The 26,737-nt window shown below is 38.1% G+C and carries 29 protein-coding genes and 1 tRNA gene; 6 read left to right on the top strand and 24 right to left on the bottom strand.

Translation table 11 applies throughout. The features are described 5' to 3' along the window. Positions 1–115: 115 nt before the first annotated feature. Positions 116–730, top strand: coding sequence for a spore coat protein (locus tag MHB44_RS18200; RefSeq protein WP_053995093.1), 615 nt, complete (start codon positions 116–118; stop codon positions 728–730). 356 nt (positions 731–1,086) lie between these two features. Here MHB44_RS18200 and MHB44_RS18205 read toward each other — a convergent pair. Next, a tRNA-Arg gene (locus MHB44_RS18205) sits at positions 1,087–1,161 on the bottom strand. Between the two features lie 315 nt (positions 1,162–1,476). Between MHB44_RS18205 and clpP the strand changes: the two genes are divergently transcribed. Next, positions 1,477–2,064 (top strand): ATP-dependent Clp endopeptidase proteolytic subunit ClpP, encoded by a 588-nt coding sequence (gene clpP / locus MHB44_RS18210; protein ID WP_053995094.1) that lies wholly within the window; start codon positions 1,477–1,479, stop codon positions 2,062–2,064. Between the two features lie 63 nt (positions 2,065–2,127). Here the strand turns inward: clpP and MHB44_RS18215 are convergent, their stop codons facing one another. The 21 genes from MHB44_RS18215 to MHB44_RS18315 form a co-directional block, all read right to left on the bottom strand. Next, positions 2,128–2,385, bottom strand: a complete 258-nt coding sequence (locus MHB44_RS18215; protein WP_341300310.1) for an HPr family phosphocarrier protein — start codon at positions 2,383–2,385, stop codon at positions 2,128–2,130. 113 nt (positions 2,386–2,498) lie between these two features. After that, positions 2,499–3,446, bottom strand: coding sequence for a DNA-binding protein WhiA (gene whiA, locus MHB44_RS18220; RefSeq protein ID WP_053995096.1), 948 nt, complete (start codon positions 3,444–3,446; stop codon positions 2,499–2,501). Between the two features lie 74 nt (positions 3,447–3,520). Next, on the bottom strand, positions 3,521–4,507 hold the full coding sequence (locus MHB44_RS18225) for a YvcK family protein (RefSeq protein ID WP_341300311.1): 987 nt from the start codon (positions 4,505–4,507) through the stop codon (positions 3,521–3,523). A gap of 4 nt (positions 4,508–4,511) precedes the next feature. Further along, positions 4,512–5,399, bottom strand: coding sequence for an RNase adapter RapZ (rapZ, locus tag MHB44_RS18230; protein WP_341300312.1), 888 nt, complete (start codon positions 5,397–5,399; stop codon positions 4,512–4,514). 15 nt (positions 5,400–5,414) lie between these two features. After that, complete coding sequence (locus tag MHB44_RS18235; RefSeq protein ID WP_341300313.1) at positions 5,415–5,882, bottom strand: 8-oxo-dGTP diphosphatase; 468 nt, start codon at positions 5,880–5,882, stop codon at positions 5,415–5,417. Positions 5,883–6,212: 330 nt separating this feature from the next. Continuing rightward, positions 6,213–7,157, bottom strand: a complete 945-nt coding sequence (trxB, locus tag MHB44_RS18240) for a thioredoxin-disulfide reductase (RefSeq protein WP_341300314.1) — start codon at positions 7,155–7,157, stop codon at positions 6,213–6,215. Positions 7,158–7,259: 102 nt separating this feature from the next. Then, complete coding sequence (locus tag MHB44_RS18245) at positions 7,260–8,792, bottom strand: tetratricopeptide repeat protein (protein ID WP_341300315.1); 1,533 nt, start codon at positions 8,790–8,792, stop codon at positions 7,260–7,262. An 89-nt stretch (positions 8,793–8,881) separates the two neighbouring features. Further along, positions 8,882–9,499 carry a bifunctional phosphoribosyl-AMP cyclohydrolase/phosphoribosyl-ATP diphosphatase HisIE gene (gene hisIE / locus MHB44_RS18250; protein ID WP_341300316.1) on the bottom strand — a complete coding sequence of 206 codons (618 nt, stop codon included), beginning with the start codon at positions 9,497–9,499 and terminating at the stop codon, positions 8,882–8,884. After that, positions 9,496–10,257, bottom strand: a complete 762-nt coding sequence (gene hisF, locus MHB44_RS18255) for an imidazole glycerol phosphate synthase subunit HisF (protein WP_053995102.1) — start codon at positions 10,255–10,257, stop codon at positions 9,496–9,498. Before hisF ends, hisIE begins: the two co-directional genes overlap by 4 nt. Then, the gene (gene hisH / locus MHB44_RS18260; RefSeq protein ID WP_341300317.1) at positions 10,251–10,886 is read right to left on the bottom strand and encodes an imidazole glycerol phosphate synthase subunit HisH; all 636 of its coding nucleotides are present in this window, start codon (positions 10,884–10,886) and stop codon (positions 10,251–10,253) included. Before hisH ends, hisF begins: the two co-directional genes overlap by 7 nt. After that, positions 10,883–11,482: an imidazoleglycerol-phosphate dehydratase HisB gene (gene hisB, locus MHB44_RS18265; protein WP_341300318.1), complete on the bottom strand. Its 600-nt coding sequence runs from the start codon at positions 11,480–11,482 to the stop codon at positions 10,883–10,885. The genes hisH and hisB overlap by 4 nt, the downstream gene beginning before the upstream one ends. A 4-nt stretch (positions 11,483–11,486) precedes the next feature. Next, positions 11,487–12,761, bottom strand: a complete 1,275-nt coding sequence (hisD, locus tag MHB44_RS18270; RefSeq protein WP_341300319.1) for a histidinol dehydrogenase — start codon at positions 12,759–12,761, stop codon at positions 11,487–11,489. A 40-nt stretch (positions 12,762–12,801) separates the two neighbouring features. Beyond that, complete coding sequence (hisG, locus tag MHB44_RS18275) at positions 12,802–13,434, bottom strand: ATP phosphoribosyltransferase (RefSeq protein WP_341300320.1); 633 nt, start codon at positions 13,432–13,434, stop codon at positions 12,802–12,804. Then, positions 13,427–14,599 carry an ATP phosphoribosyltransferase regulatory subunit gene (locus tag MHB44_RS18280; protein ID WP_341300321.1) on the bottom strand — a complete coding sequence of 391 codons (1,173 nt, stop codon included), beginning with the start codon at positions 14,597–14,599 and terminating at the stop codon, positions 13,427–13,429. The genes hisG and MHB44_RS18280 overlap by 8 nt, the downstream gene beginning before the upstream one ends. An 843-nt stretch (positions 14,600–15,442) precedes the next feature. Next, positions 15,443–15,985 (bottom strand): acyltransferase, encoded by a 543-nt coding sequence (locus tag MHB44_RS18285; protein ID WP_341300322.1) that lies wholly within the window; start codon positions 15,983–15,985, stop codon positions 15,443–15,445. 6 nt (positions 15,986–15,991) lie between these two features. Continuing rightward, positions 15,992–16,633 (bottom strand): pyrophosphatase PpaX, encoded by a 642-nt coding sequence (ppaX, locus tag MHB44_RS18290; protein WP_341300323.1) that lies wholly within the window; start codon positions 16,631–16,633, stop codon positions 15,992–15,994. A 13-nt stretch (positions 16,634–16,646) separates the two neighbouring features. Beyond that, a complete protein-coding gene (gene lgt / locus MHB44_RS18295) occupies positions 16,647–17,468 on the bottom strand; it encodes a prolipoprotein diacylglyceryl transferase (protein WP_341300324.1) in 822 nt (273 codons plus the stop codon). 39 nt (positions 17,469–17,507) lie between these two features. Continuing rightward, positions 17,508–18,443, bottom strand: coding sequence for an HPr(Ser) kinase/phosphatase (gene hprK, locus MHB44_RS18300; RefSeq protein ID WP_341300325.1), 936 nt, complete (start codon positions 18,441–18,443; stop codon positions 17,508–17,510). 136 nt (positions 18,444–18,579) lie between these two features. Continuing rightward, entirely contained in the window at positions 18,580–18,897 is a 318-nt protein-coding gene (gene cccB / locus MHB44_RS18305; protein ID WP_341300326.1) for a cytochrome c551, read from the bottom strand. 52 nt (positions 18,898–18,949) lie between these two features. Beyond that, the gene (locus MHB44_RS18310; protein WP_341300327.1) at positions 18,950–19,792 is read right to left on the bottom strand and encodes a YitT family protein; all 843 of its coding nucleotides are present in this window, start codon (positions 19,790–19,792) and stop codon (positions 18,950–18,952) included. Positions 19,793–19,976: 184 nt separating this feature from the next. Further along, on the bottom strand, positions 19,977–21,209 hold the full coding sequence (locus MHB44_RS18315; RefSeq protein WP_341300328.1) for an HDOD domain-containing protein: 1,233 nt from the start codon (positions 21,207–21,209) through the stop codon (positions 19,977–19,979). A 227-nt stretch (positions 21,210–21,436) separates the two neighbouring features. On the opposite strand from MHB44_RS18315, the gene MHB44_RS18320 reads away from it, so the two are divergent. The 4 genes from MHB44_RS18320 to MHB44_RS18335 are packed head-to-tail and all read left to right on the top strand — an operon-like array spanning position 21,437 to position 24,111. After that, positions 21,437–21,811, top strand: coding sequence for a GntR family transcriptional regulator (locus tag MHB44_RS18320; protein WP_341300329.1), 375 nt, complete (start codon positions 21,437–21,439; stop codon positions 21,809–21,811). Beyond that, entirely contained in the window at positions 21,808–22,701 is an 894-nt protein-coding gene (locus tag MHB44_RS18325; RefSeq protein ID WP_053995117.1) for an ABC transporter ATP-binding protein, read from the top strand. The genes MHB44_RS18320 and MHB44_RS18325 overlap by 4 nt, the downstream gene beginning before the upstream one ends. Next, positions 22,685–23,413 carry a hypothetical protein gene (locus tag MHB44_RS18330; RefSeq protein ID WP_341300330.1) on the top strand — a complete coding sequence of 243 codons (729 nt, stop codon included), beginning with the start codon at positions 22,685–22,687 and terminating at the stop codon, positions 23,411–23,413. The genes MHB44_RS18325 and MHB44_RS18330 overlap by 17 nt, the downstream gene beginning before the upstream one ends. After that, positions 23,410–24,111, top strand: a complete 702-nt coding sequence (locus MHB44_RS18335; protein WP_341300331.1) for a hypothetical protein — start codon at positions 23,410–23,412, stop codon at positions 24,109–24,111. Before MHB44_RS18330 ends, MHB44_RS18335 begins: the two co-directional genes overlap by 4 nt. A gap of 52 nt (positions 24,112–24,163) precedes the next feature. Here the strand turns inward: MHB44_RS18335 and MHB44_RS18340 are convergent, their stop codons facing one another. Then, entirely contained in the window at positions 24,164–24,808 is a 645-nt protein-coding gene (locus MHB44_RS18340; protein ID WP_341302998.1) for a VTT domain-containing protein, read from the bottom strand. Between the two features lie 315 nt (positions 24,809–25,123). Beyond that, entirely contained in the window at positions 25,124–26,671 is a 1,548-nt protein-coding gene (locus MHB44_RS18345; protein WP_341300332.1) for a fatty acid--CoA ligase family protein, read from the bottom strand. Positions 26,672–26,737: the final 66 nt, after the last annotated feature.

The following is a 26,737-nucleotide window of genomic DNA, read 5'->3' on the forward strand; positions in this document are numbered from 1 at the left end:
ATTTCCTTTTCCTCCATAAAAACAAATCCAATGAATTGACATTTATGACGTATGAAATTAACGTAAGCTGACATACTAAATACTGCAACAAAATAACATTGAGGAGGCGTTTCTTTTGTCACAATCGTTTTATAACGAATCATCCAATCAAAACAATTTCAATCAACAGCAGAGCCTAAATCATGGTGGTCACGAAATGATGGATATGCATGAAACAATTGGTGAGATTACGGCTGGTATGAACCAAGCCATTATTTTACGTCCGCATATAAAGGACCCTGAATTATTAAGCATTTTAGATCGTCAATACAATTTTACATTAGGCATGTATAACACAATTGTCGAATCTTTTAAAACAGGTCATGACCCAGCTGTTCCTACAGGGCGCTACCAAATGGAGACAGGAAATAATTTCAAATACGGCATGACGCCTGGTCAACCGAAAAAGCCTATGCAAAATGCGAATGAAATCAATGATGAAATGATTTCTGGTTTCTTGCTGGGCGCGCAAAAAGGAGCGGCAAAATGTATGACTACGGCTGCTTTGGAAACAACAAACCCTGTTGTACGCCGTGTTGTGGCTGATAGCATTCCTAACTGTATCGAAATGGGCTATGAGCTATCGATTTATCAAAATAAACATGGTTATTATCAGGTTCCTCAGTATTCTCAACAGGATATGCAAATCATGCTCAATGCACACGAAACAACATCCAATCCACTTCATTAAAAAACAGTCCATGGCGACCTCTCATCGCCATGGACTGTTTTATGAAAATATCCTCTAATTTTATTGCCCACTTTTCAAGCTCTATCGCCCAATTTTTCGAATTTATTACCCTAAAAAAAAAGAATCCCCTCAGATAGGATTCTTTTTTTTGACTATTACTAGTCTTCACGTACAGTATGTTCACTAAAAAATAATTTGGAGTTGTTGCTTTCTTGAAGGTTTGAAAGGAAGGAATAGGGGAATAATGCCAACTAGAGCAATATTCCCGATATTTTTCCTCTCTATCTCCACTAAGCAGGCTGCTAAACTACTTATTAGGAGATTGAGCTATAACAGTCTATCAATAATCAGTAAAATGGCGCCCTCGGAGGGAATCGAACCCCCAGTGCAAGAACCGGAATCTTGCGTGTTATCCATTACACCACGAGGGCAATTAGACACAAAAAAAAAGTACTCACTCTAGGCTTGCGAAAAGCAAGATGTAGATAACCCTCATTTTTGAAGCATACCTGCAAAATAGTGTAACGTACTTTAAACTTATGACCTTAATCATTATACAAACGTCTCGCCTATAATTCAACCATAGAATGCAAAAACAATTTATTTTTTTTTGAATTAATTTTACTTTAGCAGGGTTAATATTTGACCTTCCCTGACTATAATGTGTATGATAAGGATACAGCTGAAATAACAATGGCATTTTTCAGCAAAGGTATTCGAATTTAGTTTTTTAAGGAGGATTTAACATGAATTTAATTCCTACAGTTATTGAACAAACAAGCCGTGGTGAACGTGCATATGACATTTATTCACGACTACTTAAAGACCGCATTATCCTTTTAGGAAGTGCTATTGATGACAATGTTGCGAACTCGATTGTCGCACAACTTCTATTCCTACAAGCTGAAGATCCAGATAAAGATATCTCTCTTTATATTAATTCTCCAGGTGGATCCATTACGGCTGGTATGGCTATTTATGACACAATGCAACTGATTAAGCCACAGGTCCAAACAATTTGTATTGGTATGGCTGCATCAATGGGTGCTTTCCTACTTGCAGCTGGTGAGCCTGGTAAACGCTTTGCATTGCCTAATGCTGAAGTAATGATTCACCAACCACTAGGCGGTGCACAAGGGCAAGCAACAGAGATTGAAATTGCTGCAAAGCGTATTTTATTCTTACGTGAAAAATTAAATGGTATTCTATCTGAGCGCACTGGGCAACCACTTGAGATCATTGCACGCGACACAGACCGCGACAACTTTATGACGGCTGAACGTGCAAAAGAATACGGTTTAATCGACCATATTATGCACAGTAACAATAAATAAACATAAAAGGCATCACAGAGTTGTTCTGTGATGCCTTTTATGTTCAATTAAAAATAACTATGATCAAACTTCACTTTCAATAATTTTTGCTAATGCTGTAACCGCTTGCTCAGCATCGTTACCCTCACTGCTCAATGTTATTTCTGTCCCTTTGGCAATGGCTAAACTCATAATACCCATAATAGATTTAGCATTTACCTTCTTTCCATCTTTTTCTAAGAAAATATCAGCACTAAAGCGGTTTGCTTCCTGTACAAATAGCGCTGCCTGCCTTGCTTGCAGTCCTAATTTTAATTTGACTTGGACTTTTCTTTCAACCATTCTCAAAACTCCCTTTCACTACCGCTCATCTATTAGTTTTATCTTACCTTACTTCCTAACAAAAGAACAATAAGCGATTACGCATGACATTCATACCTAAAAAGTATAAAAGCCTAACCACCTATTTTTTCACCGCGTCGTAAAGCATCCGCAATCTCATCAATTTTTCTTAAGCGATGGTTAACACCTGATTTACTAACGGTCCCACTTGATACCATTTCACCAAGCTCTTTTAATGTAACATCTTGATATTCTACACGAAGACGTGCTATTTCTCGTAGCTTTTCTGGTAGCTGATCGAGGCCAATTGCATTTTCAATAAATCGAATATTCTCTACTTGACGCAAGGCTGCACCAATGGTTTTGTTCAAATTGGCTGTTTCGCAGTTCACAATACGATTCACACTATTCCGCATATCTCGCAATATACGAACATCCTCAAATTTCATCATGGCTTGATGTGCACCCACAATATTCAGAAAATCTGAAATTTTTTCTGCTTCTTTTAAATAAGTAACAAAGCCTTTTTTGCGTTCAATGGTTTTGGCATTCAGATCAAATTCATTCATCAAATCCATTAATGCCTCGCCATGTTCTTTATATAAAGAATAGATTTCTAAATGATAAGCCGAGGTTTCTGGATTATTAACAGAGCCCCCTGCTAAAAATGCGCCTCTTAAATAAGCTCTTTTTTGCCCACTTTTTTTAATAAGCTTTTTGGAGATAGTGTGATTAAATTGAAAGTCGTCTGAGATGATTGCTAAATCAATTAACAGTTCACGTGCACCTTCTCTTACACGGCAAATATATACATTATTTTTTTTCAGTCGCATTTTCTTACGAACCAGTAACTCTACATTGTACGGATATAGCTTTTTCATAATCGTATATAGTCTTCTCGCAATTGCAGCGTTTTCAGTTTGCACGTCTAAGCTTAGTTGTTTATTCGCAAAGGATAATGAACCATTCATACGAATTAGAGCAGATACCTCTGCTTTCATACAATGATTGTCCGCTTCCACTTGGGTTAATTCCTTTTTTGTTTCAGAAGCAAAAGACATTTCACACCCCTCCTTTCAATCCTAATTTCTATGTATATGTTCCTCTTACCATATACAATATATACAGTATAATTCTAGCACTGGTCTTTTACTTTATGTTTGTAAATATCTGCATAATCCACCAGCCATTCTGCAACATTCGTAGCATTATGTCGAACTGTACCATCTGATCGTATTGTGGCAATATCACGTTTAATAACCTCTAATCCCATACTTTCAAGCTTCACAACATCAAATGTCACGGGCTCGGCTCTTTCCTCTTTATACAATTCTTTTACAGGATAAGGGAGTTCTTCATTATTCACTAAAATGGAATCAATAAAGGCATCACCGACATGCTTGTAAATCGCCTTCACATGATCACCTGCTGTATAAGAAATCGTTTCACCTTTTTGTGTCATTAAATTGCAAACATATATTTTTCTGCCTTTTGCTTTGACAATCGCTTGCCCAATCTCCTTTACAAGTAGATTCGGAATAATACTTGTGTATAGACTGCCAGGGCCAATTAAAATATAATCTGCACGTTGAATTGCTCGAATTGCCTCTGGTAGCGGTTGCACATTTTCAGGTACTAAAAAAACACGATCAATGCGTTTTGTTGCTGTTGGAATTTTAGATTCCCCTTCAATAATGGAGCCATCCTCGAGCACTGCATGTAAATTTATTTTTTTATTTGCAGCTGGTATAACGCGGCCATGAACTTTTAACACCTTCCCCATCTCGCTGATCGCATGGTTAAAATCTCCTGTAATATCCGTCAATGCTGTTAACATTAGATTTCCTAATGAATGACCACGTAAATCCTCCGATGCTGAAAAACGATATTGAAACATTTGCTCTACAAGTGGTTCAACATCTGATAATGCGGCAATCACATTGCGAACATCACCAGGTGGTGGAATGTCGTAGTCATCCCGTAAGCGTCCTGAAGACCCTCCATTATCTGCAACCGTCACAATAGCAGTAATATCAAATGGGTGGTGCTTTAGACCGCGAAGCAGTGTAGAAAGGCCTGTGCCGCCCCCTATCACTACAAGCCTTGTCTGCCTTTTTCCCATGCACTCAATCCTTTCTACGATGAATATCACGATGTGTGATAACCGTATTTTCTTTGTTAGCTAAATATGCCCCGAAGAATTCTGCTAATGTCACTGAGCGATGCTGTCCCCCAGTACAACCAAAAGCAATAACAAGCTGAGATTTTCCTTCTTGCCGATACAGTGGAATAATAAAATCGAATAAGTCGGTTAATTTTTGTATCAGTGTTTGTGTATCATCTAATGCCAATACATAAGAGGATACCTCTGTTTGGAGGCCCGTTTTGAAACGCAATTCTTCCACATAATAAGGGTTTTTAAGAAAACGAACATCAAATACTAAATCAGCATCAATCGGCATACCATGCTTAAATCCAAAGGACATTACATTAACAGAAAAAATAGTATCTGCCTCACTAGCAAATTCTTTAACAATTTTTTCACGTAATTCCTTTGGTTTCATTTTGGATGTATTATAAACAGAATTCGCACGGCCCTTTATTTCAGCTAGAAGGGCACGCTCTTGCTGAATGCCATCTAATGGTAAACCATCGACCGCTAATGGATGGGCACGTCTTGTCTCTTTATAGCGTCTAACTAAGGTTGCGTCATCTGCATCTAAAAATAAAATGCGAGCCATAATATCGCCCTCTTTTAGTATATGGTCTAATGCACCAATAAGAGAATCAAAAAAATCCCCTCCGCGCATATCCATTACAGCCGCAATACGTGTGCTATTTTTTCCCGAATCCCTTAGCAAGGTCAAAAAAGTTGTGAGTAACGCTGGTGGTAAATTATCAATACAGTAATACCCTAAATCCTCAAAGCTTTGAATCGCTACAGTTTTTCCAGCTCCAGACATCCCTGTAATAATAACCAATTCATGTGTACTTTGTTGGCCTTCAACCACCACTGCTATGCAACTCCTTTATTGTTCTTTTGTTATTTGTATTTTCTGATGAAGCAATTCAAAATTTGTTGTATAGTCAAACGTTCCATACTGAATACCCGATTCTGAAACGGCAAATTGTAAATTCGTTCGATCTCCTTCTGCCATGGGTAAATGCGCTAAATCCTCTACGGGGTGCCATGCAAGCTTACCTTCTCGTGTTTCTACAGGGGGTATTCCTTCCACATCTTTCGCAATAAATGTGTAAAGCATCCATTCGTCCACTACATCATTATTTTCTTTAATCACCATCGTATAAACACCTTTTAAATGTACATCTAATGGTGTGACATCGGTCTCCTCTTGAAACTCACGGACAGCTGCCTCATAGATGGATTCGCCGCTCTCCATTTTTCCGCCTGGTGCGACATACCAGCCTCGTCTTGGTTTCTGAAGTAATAATACTTTACCGTTTTTTACGGCAATTAAGTTTGCAATTCTTTGCATAGGCACACCTCTAATCACTTTTGCATTCTACTCTTCATTATAACAAGACCACACAAGATTTGTCCTCATTTACAACTTTTCGTAGATAGACCTGATGATCGCTTGCCGTGATCAAAAAAATGAAGTGATCTTAGTAGCTAGCAATTTATGCACAGTTAACAAAAAAAGTAGGCTGCTCTCACCTACTTAAGGCGGAAACAACCTACTAAAACAAAATAAAAGGGGGATTGCTAATTACAATTCTTATGATACACCTTTTATATGTCATTCAAGTTACAGTAATATTAAAACCATATTAAAACTGATGCTGTTCTCTTAAGAGCAGTCCCTTTAAGCATTAATTTTCTCAAATAGCTCTTCAATATAATGTTGTGCAGCCTGTGCAGCAATACTGCCATCCCCTGTTGCTGTTACAATTTGACGCAAGGTCTTTTCACGCACATCTCCAGCAGCAAAGATACCTGGAATTTCTGTTTCCATATTATCATTGGTTACAATATAACCCGTTTCATTTAAAATCCCTAAAGACTCAAATGGTTTTGTTAATGGCAACATACCAATATAGACAAAGACACCATCTGTAGCAAATTCAGATTCACTGCCATCGATTGTCGATTGCAATGTGACACTGCCAACTTTCCCCTCAGCTTCATTAATTTCTTTGACTGTTGCATTCCAAATAAAATCAATTTTCTCATTTGCAAAGGCACGATCTTGTAGAATTTTTTGTGCACGTAATTTATCGCGACGGTGAACAATTGTGACTTTATCAGCAAAGCGTGTTAAGTAAACACCTTCTTCTACAGCGGAATCACCGCCACCTACAACAACAAGATTTTTTTGTTTAAAGAACGCACCATCACATACGGCACAATAGCTAACACCACGACCGCCAAGCTCTTTTTCACCCGGCACACCCATTTTTTTATACTCTGCACCCGTTGTAATAATAATGGCACGTGTTTTATATTCTTTTGCACCTGATTTGATTGTTTTATATTCTTCGCCGTCGATGATTTCCGTTACATCACCATAGGCATATTCTGCCCCAAATTTCTTTGCATGCTCAAACATTTTTGTCGAAAGCTCAGGACCTAAAATTGTATCGAAACCTGGATAGTTTTCAACTTCTTCTGTATTGGCCATTTGCCCACCAGGAATCCCTCGTTCAATCATTAATGTTGACAAATTCGCACGTGATGTATAGACAGCGGCCGTCATCCCCGCAGGTCCTGCCCCAATAATAATAACATCATAAATTTTTTCTTCTGACATCAATACTTCCCCCTAAACAAAATACTTTTGGATCTTCATGCAGTTATTAAACGTTTGTAGGTTCATCGTATGTGAAAGTCTAAAGTTATTCAACTAAGTTGCTCACACCTGCTCATCCTGACCGTTTGGTAAGAACATTAAAATTTCGTCAATATACTTTGTTAACGTGGATACTGCTATTCCATATTGCTGCGCTATTTCCTTCTTTGTCACCTTTAGCATCTGTGATGATTTGAATAAGTAATCATTTGCTCCTGCAATAGCTGCAGGATTTGTAAAACGATAATTTTGTTCTAAAGCTTGCTCACATAGTACAAACCACATTTGAAACATTGGGACAACCAGTGATGACAGCTTGCCATATTGCGCCAATAAAATTTCTGGCACATGGACAGCACGTAAAAAGCTTGCTTCTATTTTGTTTTTCATATCAAATTCATGACCAAGTGCATAGGCTAAAAATAGTTTTTCAAATGCACCTAATTGCTCTGTATTTATCCATTTAGGATGGGCAATAATCTCTTGCTTATGCGCTGTGTCCTTTAGTAAAAACAAGCCAAAAATACGTTCACTTGTATAGTTACTTTCTAACATTTCCACAATAAAATCGCGGTTATGCTCTAATGCATCCAGTGCAAATTCGTTTTCCTGCTGACGCCAAGGTTCAAATCCCTCTTTCTCTGGGTCTAGCTCCAGTAGTTGCCCCCACGCACTTTTGGAAATTTCCTTATGCCCTGAGAAATAAGCTGCATGTGATAGCCAGAAGTAAAATCCTGCATCCCCTACATAGCCTCGCTTCTGCATGCTACGCAACCATTTAAAGGCTAATTCATATTGTCCAATTAATGCTAATGTAGCGCCTAGTTTATAACGATGCTCCCATGTATATGGCTGAATTTTAACAAGAACATTTAATAGCTCCTGTAGATCCTCTTCATTTTTTTCATAGTAGGCAATGACCGTTAAATTACAAAGCGCATGTAAGTTTCCCTTATTTTCACGTAGCACTGTATGTAAGAGAGCCTTTGCCTGCTCTTCCTCTCCCACATAAAAATATGCGAGCGCTAGGTTATTATAGGCTGACCAAAACGCTGGTCGATCCTCAATTAAATCTTCCAAAATCTGAATAGCTTCCGGAAAATCTCCCTTTTCCATACAACGACGAGCCTGCTCCTGACGATATAAATCCTCACCAGATCCTTCAAGCTCCTCAAAATCATCCTGCTCAAAAGCGACAAACTCTAATATTTCTGCTGCTTCATCTGCATAAGCACCCTCTGGCTCTAACTGTAAATAGCGTTCTGCAAAATTTTTAGCATCCTGCATAATCCCTACACAACCCGATACTTCTGCCATATAAAAAATGATTTCTGGATTCTCTGGATCGAGCTGATAGGCACGACGAAGGAGATCATACGCTTCTTCAAAACGTTGACCTTCTAATTCGATTATGGCTAGCTGTAAAATAATCATGGGATCATCAGGGCTTAAATCTATCGCACGTTGTAAATATTTATAAGCTTTATTCATTTGTCCACTATTCATTGCCTGAATTGACTTCTTATAATAATAGTCGCCTGTTGGAATAAACGACACTATATTCGATTGCTTTTCATTTTGACGTTTCTTTTCCAATATATTTCCTCCGAAACAAGAAATAAGGAACGCGTTTCACGTTCCTTTACACAGTATTTCTTATTATACCATACAATTATAATATGCTGCTATTTCTCTTCGTGACGTTTTTCCAACACATACAGGACATCGTAAATACTTACTTTTTGCTCTTGTAATAATACGAGAAGGTGATAAATTAAATCGGCTGCCTCCCATTTAACTTCTTCTGCATCACGATTTTTAGCACCGATGACAACCTCTGTTGCTTCCTCACCAACTTTTTTACAGATTTTATCGATACCTTTATCAAATAAATATGTAGTATAAGCTCCTTCAGGCATTTCCTGCTCGCGCTTCTCAATAACCTCCACAAGCTTCGCGATCATTTCTACAGAGCCAACCTTATCATTTTGCTGCACAATCTCTGTAAAGCAAGATGTTGTCCCATTATGGCAGGCTGGACCAGCAGGTAACACTTCCACCACTAACGCATCCTTATCACAGTCGGCTTTAATCGACACAACTTTCTGTGTATGACCGCTTGTTGCTCCCTTATGCCAAAGCTCTTGTCGGGAACGAGAATAAAACCAAGTTTCTCCTGATTCAATTGTTTTAGCAAGCGACTCCTTATTCATATAAGCCACTGTCAGTACTTCTTTTGTATTAGCATCCTGCACGACTGCTGTCACAAGCCCTTTTTCGTCAAATTGAATTGTTTCTATCATCTTACTGCCACTCCTTTTTCACGCAAGTATTGTTTTACTTGCGCTACGCTCGTTTCTTTGTAATGGAAAATAGACGCTGCAAGTGCTGCATCTGCATCCACATCCTCTGCTAATACTTCGTAAAAATGCTCGGCATGTCCAGCTCCACCACTAGCAATAACTGGTACTGTGACAGCCTCTCTTACCGCCTTCGTCAATGCCAAATCAAAGCCAGATTTTTCGCCATCCTGATTCATACTTGTTAATAAAATTTCACCAGCTCCCAGGCGTACAGCTTCCTTTGCCCACTCAATAGCTGACCAAGTTGTTTTATTACGCCCACCATGTGTATAAACCATCCATGTGCCATCCTCTTCGCTATAGCGGGCATCAATTGCTACAACAATGCATTGTGCACCAAAAAAGTCAGACCCCTCTCGAATAAGAGCTGGTCGCTCTAAGGCAGAGGTATTGACTGAAACTTTATCCGCTCCTGCACGTAAAATACGTTTCATATCCTCCAATGTGCGAATACCGCCACCCACCGTAAAGGGAATAGCAAGCGTAGCCGCTGTTTGACGCACAACATCAATCATTGTTTCTCGACCCTCATGAGAGGCAGATATATCTAAAAATACAAGCTCATCTGCCCCTTGCTCATCATAGAACTTCGCAAGCTCTACGGGATCACCTGCATCACGTATAGAGACAAATTGTATTCCTTTCACAACGCGTCCTTCCTTCACATCGAGACATGGAATAATACGTTTTGTTAGCATGCCCTCACACCTTTCAGCCATTGTTCTAATAAATAAACACCTAGCTCACCCGATTTTTCAGGATGAAATTGCATACCTGTCACAGCACCATTCGCAACAATACCTGGCACTTTCATATTATAATAGTCAGCATAAGCAGCAAGCTCTGCCTCCTCAATATCTGTTGCATAAAAGGAATGAACAAAATAAACATGCTTAGCTGGGGCTTCCTGCTGTAGCCATGCAGGACGGTTTGAAATTACTAGCTCATTCCAGCCCATATGTGGTACGCGATATGTTTGTCCTTCCTCGTTAATACCACTAAACTGTTGTATACGCCCTTTAAAAAAGCCTAATCCCTTTGTTAGCGTTACTTCATCACTTTCCTCGAACAATAATTGCATTCCTAGGCAAATCCCCAGCAAAGGACGATTTTCACGCTGTGCTTTTTGTAAATACTGATCTAATTTTGTTTCTGCTAAACGCTTTCGAGCATCGGGAAATGCACCTACCCCTGGCAATAAAAGGGCATCTGTTGTATCTAGCACACTTTCATCAGCAGTGACAATAACCTCACAGCCTAGACGCTTTAATGCCTGCTCTACACTAAATAAATTGCCCATACCATAATCAATCACGCCTATTTTCATGTTAGCAGCCCCTTCGTTGACGGTACTCCTTTAACACGAGGGTCAATTGTCACTGCATCATCAATGGCACGCGCCAACGCTTTAAAAATAGCTTCAATAATATGGTGTGTATTATGTCCATAAGGTACAATCACATGAACATTCATACGTGCCTCTAGGGCAAATTTCCATAAAAACTCATGCACTAATTCCGTATCAAAAGTGCCTACCTTTTCCTTTAGCTCTGGTACACGATATTCTAAATGTGGACGATTCGAGCAATCTACAACCACCTGAGCTAGGGCATCATCCATCGGCACAAATGCTGTTCCATAACGTTTAATGCCCTTTTTATCGCCAAGTGCTTCACGAATCGCCTGTCCCAGTACAATCCCAATATCCTCTGTTGTATGATGGTCGTCAATATAAGTATCACCATTCGCCTGTATTGTGCCATTAAATAGACCATGCTTGATAAATAAATCTAGCATATGATCCATAAAACCTACCCCTGTTTGAATCTCAGCCTTGCCTTCACCATCTAAATCAATTGCTACCGAAATTTGTGTTTCATTCGTTGTACGCTCTATTTTTGCATATCGTTTTTTTTCTGTCATTGTGCTACTCCTTTTCCCATCCACGTGATTCAACTGCACGTGCATGACCTTCCAAGCCTTCCATCCGTGCTAGACGTGCTATTTTTGGTGCATTATTTGCCCAAGTTTCTTCACTGTAATAAACAATACTTGATTTTTTTACAAAATCATCAACATTTAAACCACTGGCAAAGCGAGCTGTGCTATTCGTTGGTAATACATGATTTGTACCTGCAAAATAATCACCAACAGGCTCAGAGCTATAGCGGCCAATAAAAATACCACCAGCATGTCGAATTTGTTGTGCCACCTGCTCCGCATTTTCTGTAATAATTTCTAAATGCTCTGGTGCTAGTGAATTGATGGCTTCAACGGCTTCTGTTAATGCTTCAGCTATATAAATGGCTCCAAAATTTTCAATAGAAGCCTGAGCTACCTCTCGTCGTGGTAAAGTCATCAATTGTTGTTCCACCTGCTCTGCTACCTTCTTAGCCAATTGCTCAGACGTCGTCACAAGTACAGCACAGGACAATGGATCATGCTCCGCCTGTGATAAAAGGTCTGCTGCAATTTCATCAGGATATGCTGTATCATCAGCCAAAATAGCAATTTCACTTGGACCCGCAATCATATCAATAGCAACCTCACCAAAAACCTCACGTTTTGCCAATGCTACAAAAATATTGCCCGGACCTGTAATTTTATCAACAGGTGCGATTGTTTCTGTACCATAGGCAAGAGCAGCAATTGCTTGTGCGCCACCAATCTTATAAATTTCATCAATGCCTAAAATATGTGCCGCTGCTAAAACACCAGCAGGCAATTGCCCATCGCGACCTGCTGGGGATGCTATAACGATTCGTGATACACCTGCAACCTGCGCTGGAATGACATTCATTAACACAGATGAAGGGTAGGCGGCTGTTCCACCTGGCACATATAAACCTACCGCATCGAGCGCTGTTATGCGTTGCCCAAGCCACGAGCCATCTCCCAGTTCTACACGATAGCCTGAACGTTGCTGCTGCTCATGATAAAGGCGAATATTATTTGCTGCCTCTGTTAAATCTTGATAGAGCTGGTCATCGAAAGCATTAATCGCCTCCTGAATTTCCTCCTGTGTCACGCGTAAATGCTTTGGAGCATAACCATCCCATTTTTCAGTGTAGGCACGCAGCGCTGCATCCCCTTGTGACTTCACATCGGCTAATACTTGCCGTACTACCGCTAATTGGTCTTCATTGCCTCCCTCAAGCGATCGTTTTAACGATATGCCTTGTGCTAGCTTTGTTATTTTCATATAGATAAACCCCTTTAGTCACTTGATCTACTAGATATGATTACTTTTCTTCATTAACACATTTCTTTAGTCGCTTCACAAGATCAATAATACGGTCACCCTTCATACGATAACTAACTGGATTGGCGATTAATCGTGAAGATACCGCTGCAATAAATTCATATTCTACTAAACCATTTTCCTTTAATGTTCGTCCTGTAGATACAATATCGACGATTCGATCTGCCAAACCAATCATTGGTGCTAACTCAATCGACCCGTTTAGCTCAATAATTTCAACCTGCTCGCCAATACCCTTATAATATTTCATCGCTATATTTGGATATTTTGTCGCAATTCTTGGGGCAATTTCATTCATCGCTGTATTTGGTAGCCCTGCTGATGCGATATAGCATGTACTAATCTTTAAATCAAGTAGCTCATGTACCTCTCGCTGTTGCTCTAACAAAACATCCTTACCAGCAATACCGATATCTGCAACACCATGCTCTACATAAACAGGCACATCCATTGGCTTTGCTAAAATAAAACGAATTTTTTCCTCAGGTATTTCAATCATTAATTTACGCGACATTTCTACTTCTTCGGGTAAATTAAAGCCTGCCTCTAATAGCATCTGGTAGGCTTCTTCAAAAATTCGCCCTTTAGGCATCGCAATCGTTAACTCATTCACTGCCAACTTCCTCCTGACCAACAATAACTACTTCTGTAAAGTTTGTTAAAAAGGCTGTCTCATCAATCAAGCTACTGCGCAACTGTAAAGTAGTAAGCTTTCCTGCTGCTCGAAGTGCCTTAGCCTTTGCTAAAGCAACTTCAAATTGTACTTCCTCAAAAAGCACAACTGTTGCTTCTGGACGCTTGTCAGATTGATCATTGAGCGTTTCTAATAAACGATCCACTCGGATACTAAATCCTGTAGCACCTACTTTTGAGCCGAATACCTCTAGTAAGCCATCATAACGACCTCCATTGCCTAATGGGAAACCACTGCCTGAGGCAAAAATCTCAAATAGCATACCTGTGTAATAACTCATATGACTTGAAAGTGTAAAATCAAAGGCTACATAATCGGCTAAGTCTGCCACTTCAAGTAGCTGGGCAAGCTTTTGCATATATTCTAATGCGTCATTTTTACGCACATATTTTTCGATATCTCGGATTTCCTTTACATGCATAGCTTCTTCAATAAATTGTAGCAGGGCATCAGATTTTGCTTTTGGTAAATGGAATGACTCAACAGCTTCTTCAAACCCTACATAATTTCGTTGAACGAGCAATGTTCTTAATATGTTTTGTTGTTCCACGCTTTCCGTGTAATCCTGTAAAATGCAATTAAGAATGCCTGCATGGCCAATTGTTACTTTAAATTTTTCTAAGCGGAAATGCTTTAATAGCTCCATTGCTGTCACAATCACTTCTGCATCGGCAAAGACAGATTGATCTCCAATTAGCTCAATCCCCATTTGCTCAAATTCTGCTGGACGCCCACCTTCTGTTTCTTGCGCTCGAAAAACACTGGCAAAATAAGCAAGTCGTAGTGGTATTCTTTCTTTTAGTAATTTGGATGTCGCTACACGAGCAATTGGCGTTGTCATATCAGGACGTAGCACTAATGTATTTCCCTGACTGTCCACCAGCTTAAATAAATGAGCATCAGCAATCGCTGAAGCCTTCCCGACTGTATCGAAATACTCAACAGCAGGTGTTTTAATAAATTCATAACCCCTTCTATATAAAAAGTCTCTGCCTGCCTGTCTGACTGCTTCGACTTTTTCATATATTTGTGGAAATGTATCGCGCATTCCAAGTGGTTTTTCAAACATTTTTATCGACGACATATGGACACTTCCTTACGCTTCACTTTAGTTCACTAGAGTATCAGAGAATCAGATTATGAAAGAATTCTAACTTATTTCGTTTCAACCGTCAACTTATCTATCATAAATTACCGAAATCTTAAAATACTTATTATTCCGTTAATTATACACGCTATAGAACGAAAAATTATAACAAAGAATACCATAATTTCTTTTAAAATATAGCAAAATTCATTATTGCGAATGAGAATATGTCTATTTTATGACAAAGCAATTTATATTATAAATTCCGAATTTTCAAAAAATGATAATGATTATCTCTTAAAGAGTTGCTACCACAAATGCTAATAATTCAATAAGTTATTCTCAATAAAGTTAATCATTAATTATATCAAAATAATTAATCCCTCTCTCTTAATTAAAACGATTCTCAATCTCATTATCACCTTAAATACTTTACCATCAATACATCCATTGATTATTACTCTCATTCCATTTTTCCTTTTACATTTCTAAAAGTTTAGTATAGAATAACATTAATCATAAAAAAATATATAAACTACACATTGGAGGGATGTATTATGGCATGTCCATTCGTACAACTTAGTGAGCAAATGATCGTTAGTATTTGCAAAGGGGAGTTTTATCCGGGTGCAAAGTGACACTTCATACTGCCGAAGATATTGATGGCACTGCGATTAAGTCTACTTTTGTCGAAACAACTTGCTTAGGTGATCATGATAACTGCGAATTTAAACCTGAATATGATGCAGTCCATGCATAGAATCATTTCTAAACATTGATTATAAATAGTAAAAGCTACCCCAATCCTAGAGATTCACTCTATGTTAAGGTAGCTTTTTATTAGTTTTTAGGGGTACACCATTCTACAATTTCATTGCGTTTACGCTCTGCCATTTGTTCAGCAGTGTAAATAATTCGCATAGGATTTCCTCCTGCTAAGCAGCCAGCAGGCACATCCTTATGTACAAGGGTAGCGGCTGAAACAATGGCTCCATCGCCAATTGTCACACCTGGTAAAATCGTTGAATTAGCACCAATCATTACTTCATCCCCAATGTAAACATCCCCTAGGCGATATTCCTCTATTAAATATTCATGAGCTAAAATAGTCGTATTAAAGCCAATTACCGTATTTTTTCCAATAAAAATACGCTCTGGAAACATGGTATCTGGCATAACCATTAAAGCTAATGAAGTTTGCTCACCTATTGTCATTTTTAAAAACGTACGATAAAGCCAGTTTTTCACACGTAAAAATGGTGTGAAGCGGCCAACTTGAATGATAATGAAACACTTCATCACCTTCCAAAAGGACACCGTGTCATATATATTCCAAAGTGAATTGGCTCCTTCGACACGATAGCGTTCTGTTTTACGTGCCATCTAACCTTACCCCTCTTTCACAATATCTAATAAGTCCGACATATGCTGTAGCATATATTCAGGTTTAAATTGCTGTAAGTAAGCCTCTCCTTTAATTGCCCAAGCGACACCAGCTGCTCTTACACCAGCACGATGTCCAGCTTCAATATCGTGCGAATTATCACCAATCATAATGGCATACTCTTTTTCTATTCCTAACTGTTTCAACGCAAGTAATACTGGCTCTGGATCGGGCTTCACATTGTTCACATCATCTGTACCAATACGCACATCAAATAAATGCGTTGCCCCAAGAATAGCAAGTCCACGATCAATGGTCTCATTACGTTTCGTCGACACAATAGCCAATCGTATACCTTGAGCTTTTAATTGCTCTAATGTTGATACAACATCAGGATATTGGCTAACTAGTTCATCATGGTGCTCAATATTCCAAGTGCGATACTTTGCTATCAAAGCTTCTTCTTCACCTGGAGCAATGTCATTAAATGTCTGTTTCAATGAGGGACCAATGAATTTCAAGCAATCTTTTGGCGAATATTGCCCGGGAAATCGCTCATTTAATACATGCATAAATGTTTGAATGATTAAATCATTAGTATTCAATAAAGTCCCATCAAAATCAAATAGTAGTGCCTTTACAGCCATCTTTTACAACCCCTTATTTATTATCTAAGTATTTCATGGCTGGTTTCACCTTTATTCTCCGATAAATAATTGCACCTAGACCAACTACAATACCAATTATGGATACAACCTGTGCTGAGCGTAAATCTCCAACTAGATATAAGCTATCTGTACGCAAACCTTCTATATAAAAACGGCCAATTGAATACCAAATTAAATAGCCAAAGAATATTTCCCCACGCTGTAAATTCACCTTACGTAATACTAATAAGATAATCAACCCAATTAGGTTCCATACAGATTCATATAAAAAAGTAGGATGTACATACGAACCTAATTCTTCAATATACATTTGATTAATAATCCAATCTGGTAGCATTAGGTTTTCTAAATATGCTTTTGATACTTCCCCTCCATAAGCCTCTTGGTTCATAAAGTTGCCCCATCGTCCAATAATTTGTCCGATTAAAATACTTGGAGCTGCAATATCTGCTACTCGTAAAAAGCTCACATTTTTTATGCGAGTAAATATGTAGGCTGTCACAAATGCCCCAATTAGTGCACCATGAATCGCAATACCACCATTCCATATCTCAATGATTTTACCTGGATTTTCACTATAATAATCCCAACGCATTGACACATAGTAAATACGCGCACAAATGATAGAGATAGGGACTGCCCATAATAATAAATCAGCAAGGAAATCTTCAGGCAGCCCTCGCTTAACAGCCTCTCTTTGCCCAACAACATATGCTAAAATAATCCCCGAGACAATGAGCAATCCATACCAACGAACTGCAATTGGCCCTAAATGAAAGGCAACGGGGTTAATCTCTAATAGTAATAAATCCATCGTCTACTCCTTTCCATTGTATCTTGACAATAAATGGCTTTAATCGTCTAACACATCATTTGATGAAATCACTTCATCTAAACGCCTTGAAAATTCCTCTGCTGCATTGACGCCCATTTTCTTTAAACGATAATTCATCGCAGCCACTTCAATAATAACAGAGACATTGCGTCCCGGTCTTACTGGAACTGTCAATTTTGTTAATTCAGTATCAATGATTTTCATCTTCTCTTCTTCTAAGCCTAAGCGATCATATACTTTTTCTGGATCCCAAATTTCCAGCTCAATTATAAGTGTAATTCGTTTATATGGACGCACAGCACTTGCGCCAAATAATGTCATAATATCAATAATGCCAATGCCTCGTATTTCGAGTAAGTGCTCTAATAAAGGTGGTGGACTGCCAATTAATAAATTTTCAGATTCCTGACGAATTTCCACACAATCATCCGCTACTAAGCGATGCCCTTTTTTCACAAGCTCAAGCGCTGTTTCACTTTTCCCCACGCCACTTTTGCCGATTATAAGTACACCAATCCCATAAACATCGACAAGCACACCATGCGCTGCTGTCATTGGAGCTAAGCGTCCCTCTAAATAGTTTGTCAATCTACTCGAAAATTTGGTTGTTGTCATATGTGTTTTAAAGACGGGAACATGCTCTTCGTTGGAAGCCTGAATAAGCTCCTCAGGTACTTCTAAATCTCTCGAAATAATAATTGCTGGCGTATCCTGTGAGCAAAGCAAACGCATACGCTCAAGCTTGCTATTGGCTGGTAACAATTCAAAAAAGGACAGCTCGGTTTTACCCAGTAGTTGTACACGATTTGCTGGATAATGTGTAAAATATCCTGCCATTTCAAGTCCAGGTCTTGAAATATCACTTGTCACAATCGTTCTTCCTATTCCTTCCTCACCAGCTACTAACTCTAACTTAAATTTCTCCATAACATCTCTTGTTAATACTACGCCCAATAAAAAAGCCTCCAATCAATGGATAAGGTTCTCTCTATTTTAGCATGACTATGTACAAAAGAAATATATTTACTCTTAAGCGTTTGCGAGCATAAAAAAACTAGCGGTTCTCCAGCCCGCTAGTTTTGAAAAGCTCTTATTTTTGAGTTGCTAACCATTTAGCAACAGCCTCTGCATCTTCACCTTTTACCAGACCGCCAGGCATTCCAGGTTTACCATTATTGATAACATCTAAAATTTCCGATTCTGATAAACGAGAGCCTACATCGTTTAATGATGGTCCACTGGCTCCTTGTAGCTCGCCACCATGACAAGAAACACAAGATTTCATGGCGATTGCTTCACCGTCCGGAGCCGTACTACCTTCATTATCACTTGCATTTTTATCTCCGCCACCACATGCAGCTAAAAAGATTGCTGATCCGAACACTAATGTTAACATTGCTTTTTTCATTAGTACCCCTCCTCATCATCAATAAATACCTTACGCCGCCATTATACCAAAATTATGCACGTTTGAAACCTTCTCCTAACACTTCATATGCATCAGAAACGATAACAAACGCTGATGGATCAACGCTTTTAATGAGTTGTTTCAGCTTTGTGAATTCGGTTTGATAGACGACAACCATTAACACGGGTCGTTCCTCTCCTGTATAGCCGCCAATTGCAGGTAATTTAGTTACGCCACGATCAATTTCAGCATAAATAGCTTCACGTACCTCATCTTGTTTCACTGTAATAATATAAACCATTTTGGACTGGCTAAAGCCAAGCTGAATAATATCAATCGTTTTTGTTGTAACATAAAGTCCAATAAGCGCATACAAACCTTTTTCTAAATCAAAAACAATTGCTGCACTAATCGCAATGATGCCATCTATAAGCAGTACACTTGTCCCAAGCGATAATCCAGTAAACTTCGTAATGATTTGCGCCAGTAAATCAGTGCCACCAGTAGAAGCATTCCCTTTAAAAACAAGACCTATTCCTAAGCCAACTACAATTCCGCCAAAAAGAGCTCCCAACAATGGATTATTCGTCCAAGGCTCCCAGCTATTTGTTAGTAACACAACAGACGGTAAGGTAATCGTTCCAATAAATGACTTAATTCCGAATTTTTTGCCCAAAAATATGATCCCTGCAATAAATAACGGAATATTAAATGCATATTGAATAATTCCCGGATTCCAGCCAAATAAACCATGTAATATTGTACTAATACCACTTACGCCACCTGAAGCGACTTGATTTGGTAATAAAAACACATTAAAGCCAATAGCAATCACTGCCGCTCCTATCATCACATATACATATTCTATAATGCTTTCCTTCATATCATGCTTCATTTCTCCACGCCCACTTCAACTATCAGAATTTTTTTAAGACGAAATGATTATAGCAAATACTTATTGTATTGAGAACTTCATCTCGATGAAGAGAATCTGCTATTACGAGCAACACAAAATAAGCTATCTTCGTAACAGCAAGACAACTTATTAAGGAGGTTATAGAAAACTTGGGACTCGCTACTTAAAAGGATTTTTCTGCCCACTCCATTGCTTCGTAATATACTTGCTCCATATCCTCTAATTGTAAATTAACTTGTGGAGCTAATGCTTCTAAACGGGCCCAATCTAATTTCCCTAAAGCACTACTAAACGCTAAATAGGGAGACATTTCTGTTTCATATCCTAAAAGTGTCCTCGTAATATTCTCTGAAAAAGGAAGCTGCTGTAAAATAGCATCCATTGGTCTTTGTAATAATGTATCGATCAGTGAAAACATCCCCACTAAAAAGTATTCCGAAAAGTTCTTTTTATAGGACAGCTTTGCTAATTTTTCGCAGACTTTTGCTCGGAATAATGAGGTACATATGATTTCCCTAAAAATATCAGAATCGGTATTCCTATCAATTTCACGCATCGCCAATAAATAAATCCATTTACGTAAATTCGGTATTCCCAGTAAGACAATCGCTTGTTTAATGGAGCGTACCTTTGATTTAGAGCGCTGAGATGAATAATTAATCATTTGTAATAATTTATACGTCAATGAAATGTCTCGTTCAATATTTTCTGCCAGTAATTGAATATTTGGCTCTTCTTCCTTTAATAACGAGATAATATGAATATATTGAAGGGTATTCGCTGGAATATCTGTTGCTTGTATAATTTGAGGCTGCTCAAAAAAGTAGCCTTGAAATAATACATAGCCAGAAGACTTGGCCACTTCAAATTGATGGTGTGTCTCCACTTTTTCTGCTAATAATCGAATATGTGGAAAATTTTCTTTGATCTTATTTTCAATCTCCATTCTTTTCACGATGGATGATGCTAGAAAATCGACTTTAATATAATCGATTTGTTGAAATAATTCATCATAGATTTCCACCTGTTCCTTCATAATAAAATCATCTAATGCAATGTGAAAGCCATATTTTTTTAGCTCGATAACACGCTCTACCAATTCTGGCGTAAGTGGTACATCCTCCAAGATTTCAATCACAACCTGAGAAGGTTTTAAAAATTCATGAATGGAGCTCATTAATAGGTTTTCAGTAAAATTAACAAAACCAGGTTTGCCTTTTGTTACTTCTTCAAAACCAATTGAAAGAAATGAGTTCACCAATACATCAATCGTTGCTGCATCTGAATCGACCAATGGAAAGGCATTTTTTGTATTATTACCACGGTACAATAATTCATACGCAACGATCTGTTCATGTAGATTGAAAATAGGCTGCCTGCCAATAAATACTTCCATTTCGTTGCCCCCATTTCTCCATATTCTAGTAATTAATAGTATATCATTTTTTATAACCTGCTGCTTATCGTTCACTACAATTTTCTATGATCGTACAAAAGCCATTTCCTTATATGGGAGGGCTTTTTAAGTTAGTTTTAGTCTGGACATTTTCTATTATGTAGCATATAGTACATTACAACAGTAATGTACTATATGCTACATAATACAGAAGGGAGGTTTTTTGATTGCATATTCAGCTAAATAATTCAACACCAATATACCTCCAAATTGCTGAGTGGCTTCAACACGAAATCATTGCTGATCGCTTACAGGCAGATGAGAAAGTTTATTCACAATATCAGCTTGCTGAGTTGTTCAATATTAATCCAGCAACAGCTGGTAAAGGATTAACACTTTTACTTGAAGAGCAGCTACTCTACAAAAAACGCGGATTAGGGATGTTTGTGATAGCCGATGCGAAGGACAAAATTTTACGAAAGCGGCGCAATGAAATATTAACAAAAATGGCAAAGGACCTTGTATTAGAGGCTAGACGTTTACTTGTGTCGGATGAAGAATTGTTACGACTTATTCAAAAAACTCAGGAGGAATTAAAATGAAAGTTATTCGATGTGAACAGTTAAGTAAAAGCTATGGGCATCGGCAGGCACTTCAGCAAGTCACTTGTGCTATCGATGGTCAAAAAATTGTAGGGATTATTGGGCGAAATGGCGCTGGTAAATCAACATTACTACATATTTTTTCAGGGCATATAAAAGCAACAAATGGTACATGTCAACTATTCGATCAAAACCCATTTAATAATATTCGAACGGCTGCTAATACCATTTTAATTGACGATCAATTAAGCTTCTCTAATTATTTATCACTATCAGATATATTAACAATGGCCGCTGATTTTTACCCTAATTGGCAAAATGACTTAGCCTATCGCTTGCTCCAGTATGCCGAAATTGATCTTGCTGTGAAACACCAACAGCTATCAAAGGGACATAGAGCTATTTTTAATGTTGTTTACGGGCTAGTTGCTCGTTGTGCCTTCACGATTTTAGATGAGCCGATGAATGGCATGGATGAAGCGATACGCCAGGATTTCTATCGAGTTATTTTAAAAGAATATATCGCCTTTCCTCGCACGATTTTAATTGCAAGTCACCATTTACAAGAGATGGAAACGATTTTAGAGGAAATTTTATTACTTCATAAGGGGAAAATAATTACTCATGCTACTATTGATGAATTGAGAGAACAGCTTATTTCTTTAACCGGACCAAATGAAGAAATAGATGTATTATGTGCCTATCTACCCATCTATGCCCGTAAGACGATGGCTAATTTATCTTCTATTATTGTTGATGCCTATCAGCTCAAGCTGTCCCATGAGGAATTACAAGCAAGAGGAATCACTCAGACAGCACTATCTGTAAGCGATGTATGCAAATATTTAACCTATGAAGAAGGAAGTGATATTGATGCAATCTTTGACTAAGCTATCTCCCATCCTTATTATAAAAAAACAAGTTAAGTGGAAGGCAAAGCTCTATATTTCAGCTCTTAGCTCACTTGTTATCTTGCAAATTATTTTCACTTTGCTATTTTTCAACCATGGTAATGCTTCAGAGGGCTATGGTCGTGGAAATGTAAATGTACAATTTTTTATTTATTCATTGGATGTTTATGTAATGGTTGCTATGCTGTGGGCTTTTATTACAGGGCTGCTTTTTTCTACAAAGGCGTATCGCCGAGATGATTTAGCCATTATTTCAAGTCAGACATCTAGTGCTGTAGCTACTATTTTAGTAGTTATTTTATATAGTATGATAGCGGTTATGATTATCGCTTCTTCCTATTATATTCAATTAATAGGGCTGCTCTTACGACAAAAGGATGCTTTAATCATTGATCAGCTTATTATCTCGCCATCAATTTTGCTAGTATGCTTCGGTGGTATTTGTTTATTTGGAGCAGTTGGCTTACTGATAGGCTATTGCTTCCATGGGCCAATTATATTTAAATTAGCTGCTATACTTTTCTTTAGCGTCAGCCTTTTTGTACTTCTTGTCTATCCCGAGTTCATTAATTTGCAATCATTTATTCTTTTGTCAAATCTTAAGATTAGCATCTACTATTTCCTTCTAGCGACTCTATGCTTTGGTCTCACGATTTGGATTGCTCATCAATCGGAGGTGTCTAACATATGATTTCTTTTATGATGCTATTTTTATTTATACTTCTGATCATCATTTTTCTATTGAGTAAATTTAGTAGAATCACACAAAAATTCTGGTCACCTCGAAAAATTATCATTGGTATTACAGGTTATCTTATACTTGGCCTATGTGCCTTTCTTTATTTAAGCTTTTTTGCAGAGTCACCCATCCAAGTATTATCTGGAACTGATTTAAAATCTAGCGAAAAGAATGGTCATACCATTCAAACATATGATCAAGAAAATCATGCATCTTATTTAACCAAAGATCATCTACAGAAGACATGGGAATTTAATTTCCACGGCACAGAATTACCTGTAATTTCTAACAATAATACTACTAGCTTTCACTTTAATATTCGTTATCGCTATAATGACGATATTCCAGCAGGTAAAGTGCTTGTATCCTATTATCAATTTCCAGCTATTATTGATGGTATTGATATTTCTGCTGAAATGTCATTACCTCATCTATACATGGAACAGAACGAACTCGTAATTCAAGCATTACCCGAGCATCGCGTTCAATATTATCGAGCAAAAGCATCCTTAATGCTTTTAGATTTTAATCGCGATCATGAGCAAGCTGGATATACACTTTTTGCTTCCTCTTCCAATGTTGTTGTAATTGATATCTCTCCTCATACAACACTTGAAGATCGTCAAGGCCTTATTCAATATTTACAATAGCTAAAAGAAAGGACAGTCCAAGTGATGGTTACTCACTTTAGGACTGTCCTTATTATTTACCAGTTTTAGATTTGATAGCTCCAATTACGGCAGGCACAACAGAGATAAAAATAATCAAAATAAGTACTGTTGAGAAATTATCTTTAATAATCGGAATGTTGCCAAAGAAATATCCAAGCAATGTACAGCTAAATACCCATAAAAGTGCACCAACAACATTATAAAACAGGAAATAGCCATAATTCATTTTACTAGCACCCGCAACAAATGGAATAAATGTACGGATAAAGGGCATAAAGCGGGCAATGACAATTGTTTTCCCACCATGTGTATTAAAGAATCTTTCGGCTGCCTCCATACGTTCCTTTTTTATGACCTTGCCAAGAAAACTAGTTGGGGGAATAGATGTTCCTACCTTATGACCAATATGATAGTTCATCGTATCGCCTAGAATAGCTGCTACTAAAAATACAGGGATTAATATCCACATATCAAAGGCTCCCATTGCAGCGGCTAATGTACCACTAGCAAATAGCAAGGAATCCCCTGGTAAGAATGGGAAAATAACAACGCCTGTCTCCACAAAAACAATTGCAAATAAAATAAGATAACTCCAGTTGCCAAAATCACGAATAATCTCCTCTAAATGCACATCAATATGTACAATAAAACTAATTAACTCTCGAATAAGCTCAATCATTGCATATAGGCTCTCTTTCTCTATTATCGGTTTATTTATTAACTGATTTACATCGAGCTATAAAACGCTCATTTGTTGTTCCAAAACCTTTGACGTTATAGCTGTTCAAAGGTTGCCATTCCATTAGCTACTATATGCTCGAATGCATGAAGTTATGTTCCATGACTGATTCTATCATTTGTTTATAGAGCCCTTCAACTGATTTCTTATGATATTATCAAGAGCGTGTGGCTAAGAACATACAGCATTTCATACTGTCCATAAAAAAATCAGCTTCCACATCCCAAAATAGTGGAGGCTGATTTGCTATTGTTAAACCCTCTCTTTAAGAGAACGGCGTAATATTTTTCCTGTTGTATTTTTCGGTAATTCATCCATAATTTCAATAACCTTTGGCACTTTGTATTTCACCATATGTTTGGCACAATAAGATAGTAAGTCTTCTGTTGAAGTCGCCGCTACCTCCTTGAGCACAACATATGCATGCACTGCCTCTCCTAAATTCGGATCAGGGAAGCCCACCACTGCTGCCTCTACAATATTATTGTGAGCAAATAACACTTCCTCCACCTCTCGTGGATAAACATTATAGCCCCCTACAATAATCATATCCTTTTTACGATCAACAATGTAGAAATAGCCCTCCTCATCAGTCTTTGCTAAATCGCCTGTATAGAGCCAGCCATCACGGATTGCCATTGCCGTTTCCTCTGGTAGCTTATAGTAGCCCTTCATCACATTCGGTCCACGGACAATTAGCTCTCCTACTTCACCAACAGGTACTTCCTGACCATTCACGTCCACCACTTTATTTTCTACATTATTAATGGATGTGCCGATAGAGCCCGGCTTACGTTCCCGATCCAATGGATTAAAGCATGTTACCGGTGACGCCTCGGATAAACCATAGCCCTCTGACACACGTACATTAAATTTCTGCTCGAAATTATGTAATAATGCAACAGGTAAGGACGCTCCTCCTGAAACAGCTAAACGAATTGTTGAGAAATCTTCAGGATTGACTTCTGGTAATTGATACAAGAAATTATACATTGTTGGAACACCCGCAAATACCGTTGCCTTTTGTTCTCTTGCTAATGCAAAAATTTCTGCTGGGCTAAAGCGTGGTACAAGCAAAACAGTTGCTCCACTTAATAATGGTGCATTCACGACAACCGTTAAAGCAAAAACATGGAACACTGGCAATGTAGCGATGACCCGATCATCAGCTCTTATACCTAAATAATGAGCAACATCACGAGCATTTGAATAGATATTTTCATGTGTCAGCATAGCTCCTTTTGGACTGCCAGTTGTACCAGAAGTGTATAAGATAATGGCATTATCATCCTCTGCTACCTCAACAGGCTGTAACACTTCAGGAGCATTGGCAATCACATGTGTAAATAAATGCGTTTTGTCACGAGCTGCTGGTGCTAAAGCCGCAACTTTTTCAGCTATATCTGCTGTAGTTTCACAAATAATAAATGCTTGTACCTTTGGGAATGCCTGTACCCCTTTCTCAACTAATGGTAGCAGGGCATCTAGCGCAATGACTGCTTTCACATCTCCATTATGCAAAATATAAGAAATTTCATCTGGCGTATAAATTGGATTTACAGGTATTGCCGTTGCACCTAATCGCATTGTTGCATACAACGCAATTAAATAATGTGGCGTATTGCCAAGTAAAAACGCCACATGGTCTCCCTTTTCAATGCCTAAGTCTTTTAACCCCTGTGCAAAACGTCCAACCGTATGTTCAAATTCCCCATACGTTGTATCCTTCCCCATAAAATGATACGCCACTTTTTCTGGTTGTTCTATTGCCTGTTGACGAACACATGAAACTAAATTCAATTACACCATCCCCTTTGTTGTATAAAATGAATCCCTATTCAGTAATATTATATAAGAAATATATCT

The sequence above is a fragment of the Lysinibacillus sp. FSL H8-0500 genome (assembly GCF_038051955.1).
GTDB classification, from domain to species: Bacteria; Bacillota; Bacilli; order Bacillales_A; family Planococcaceae; genus Lysinibacillus; species Lysinibacillus macroides.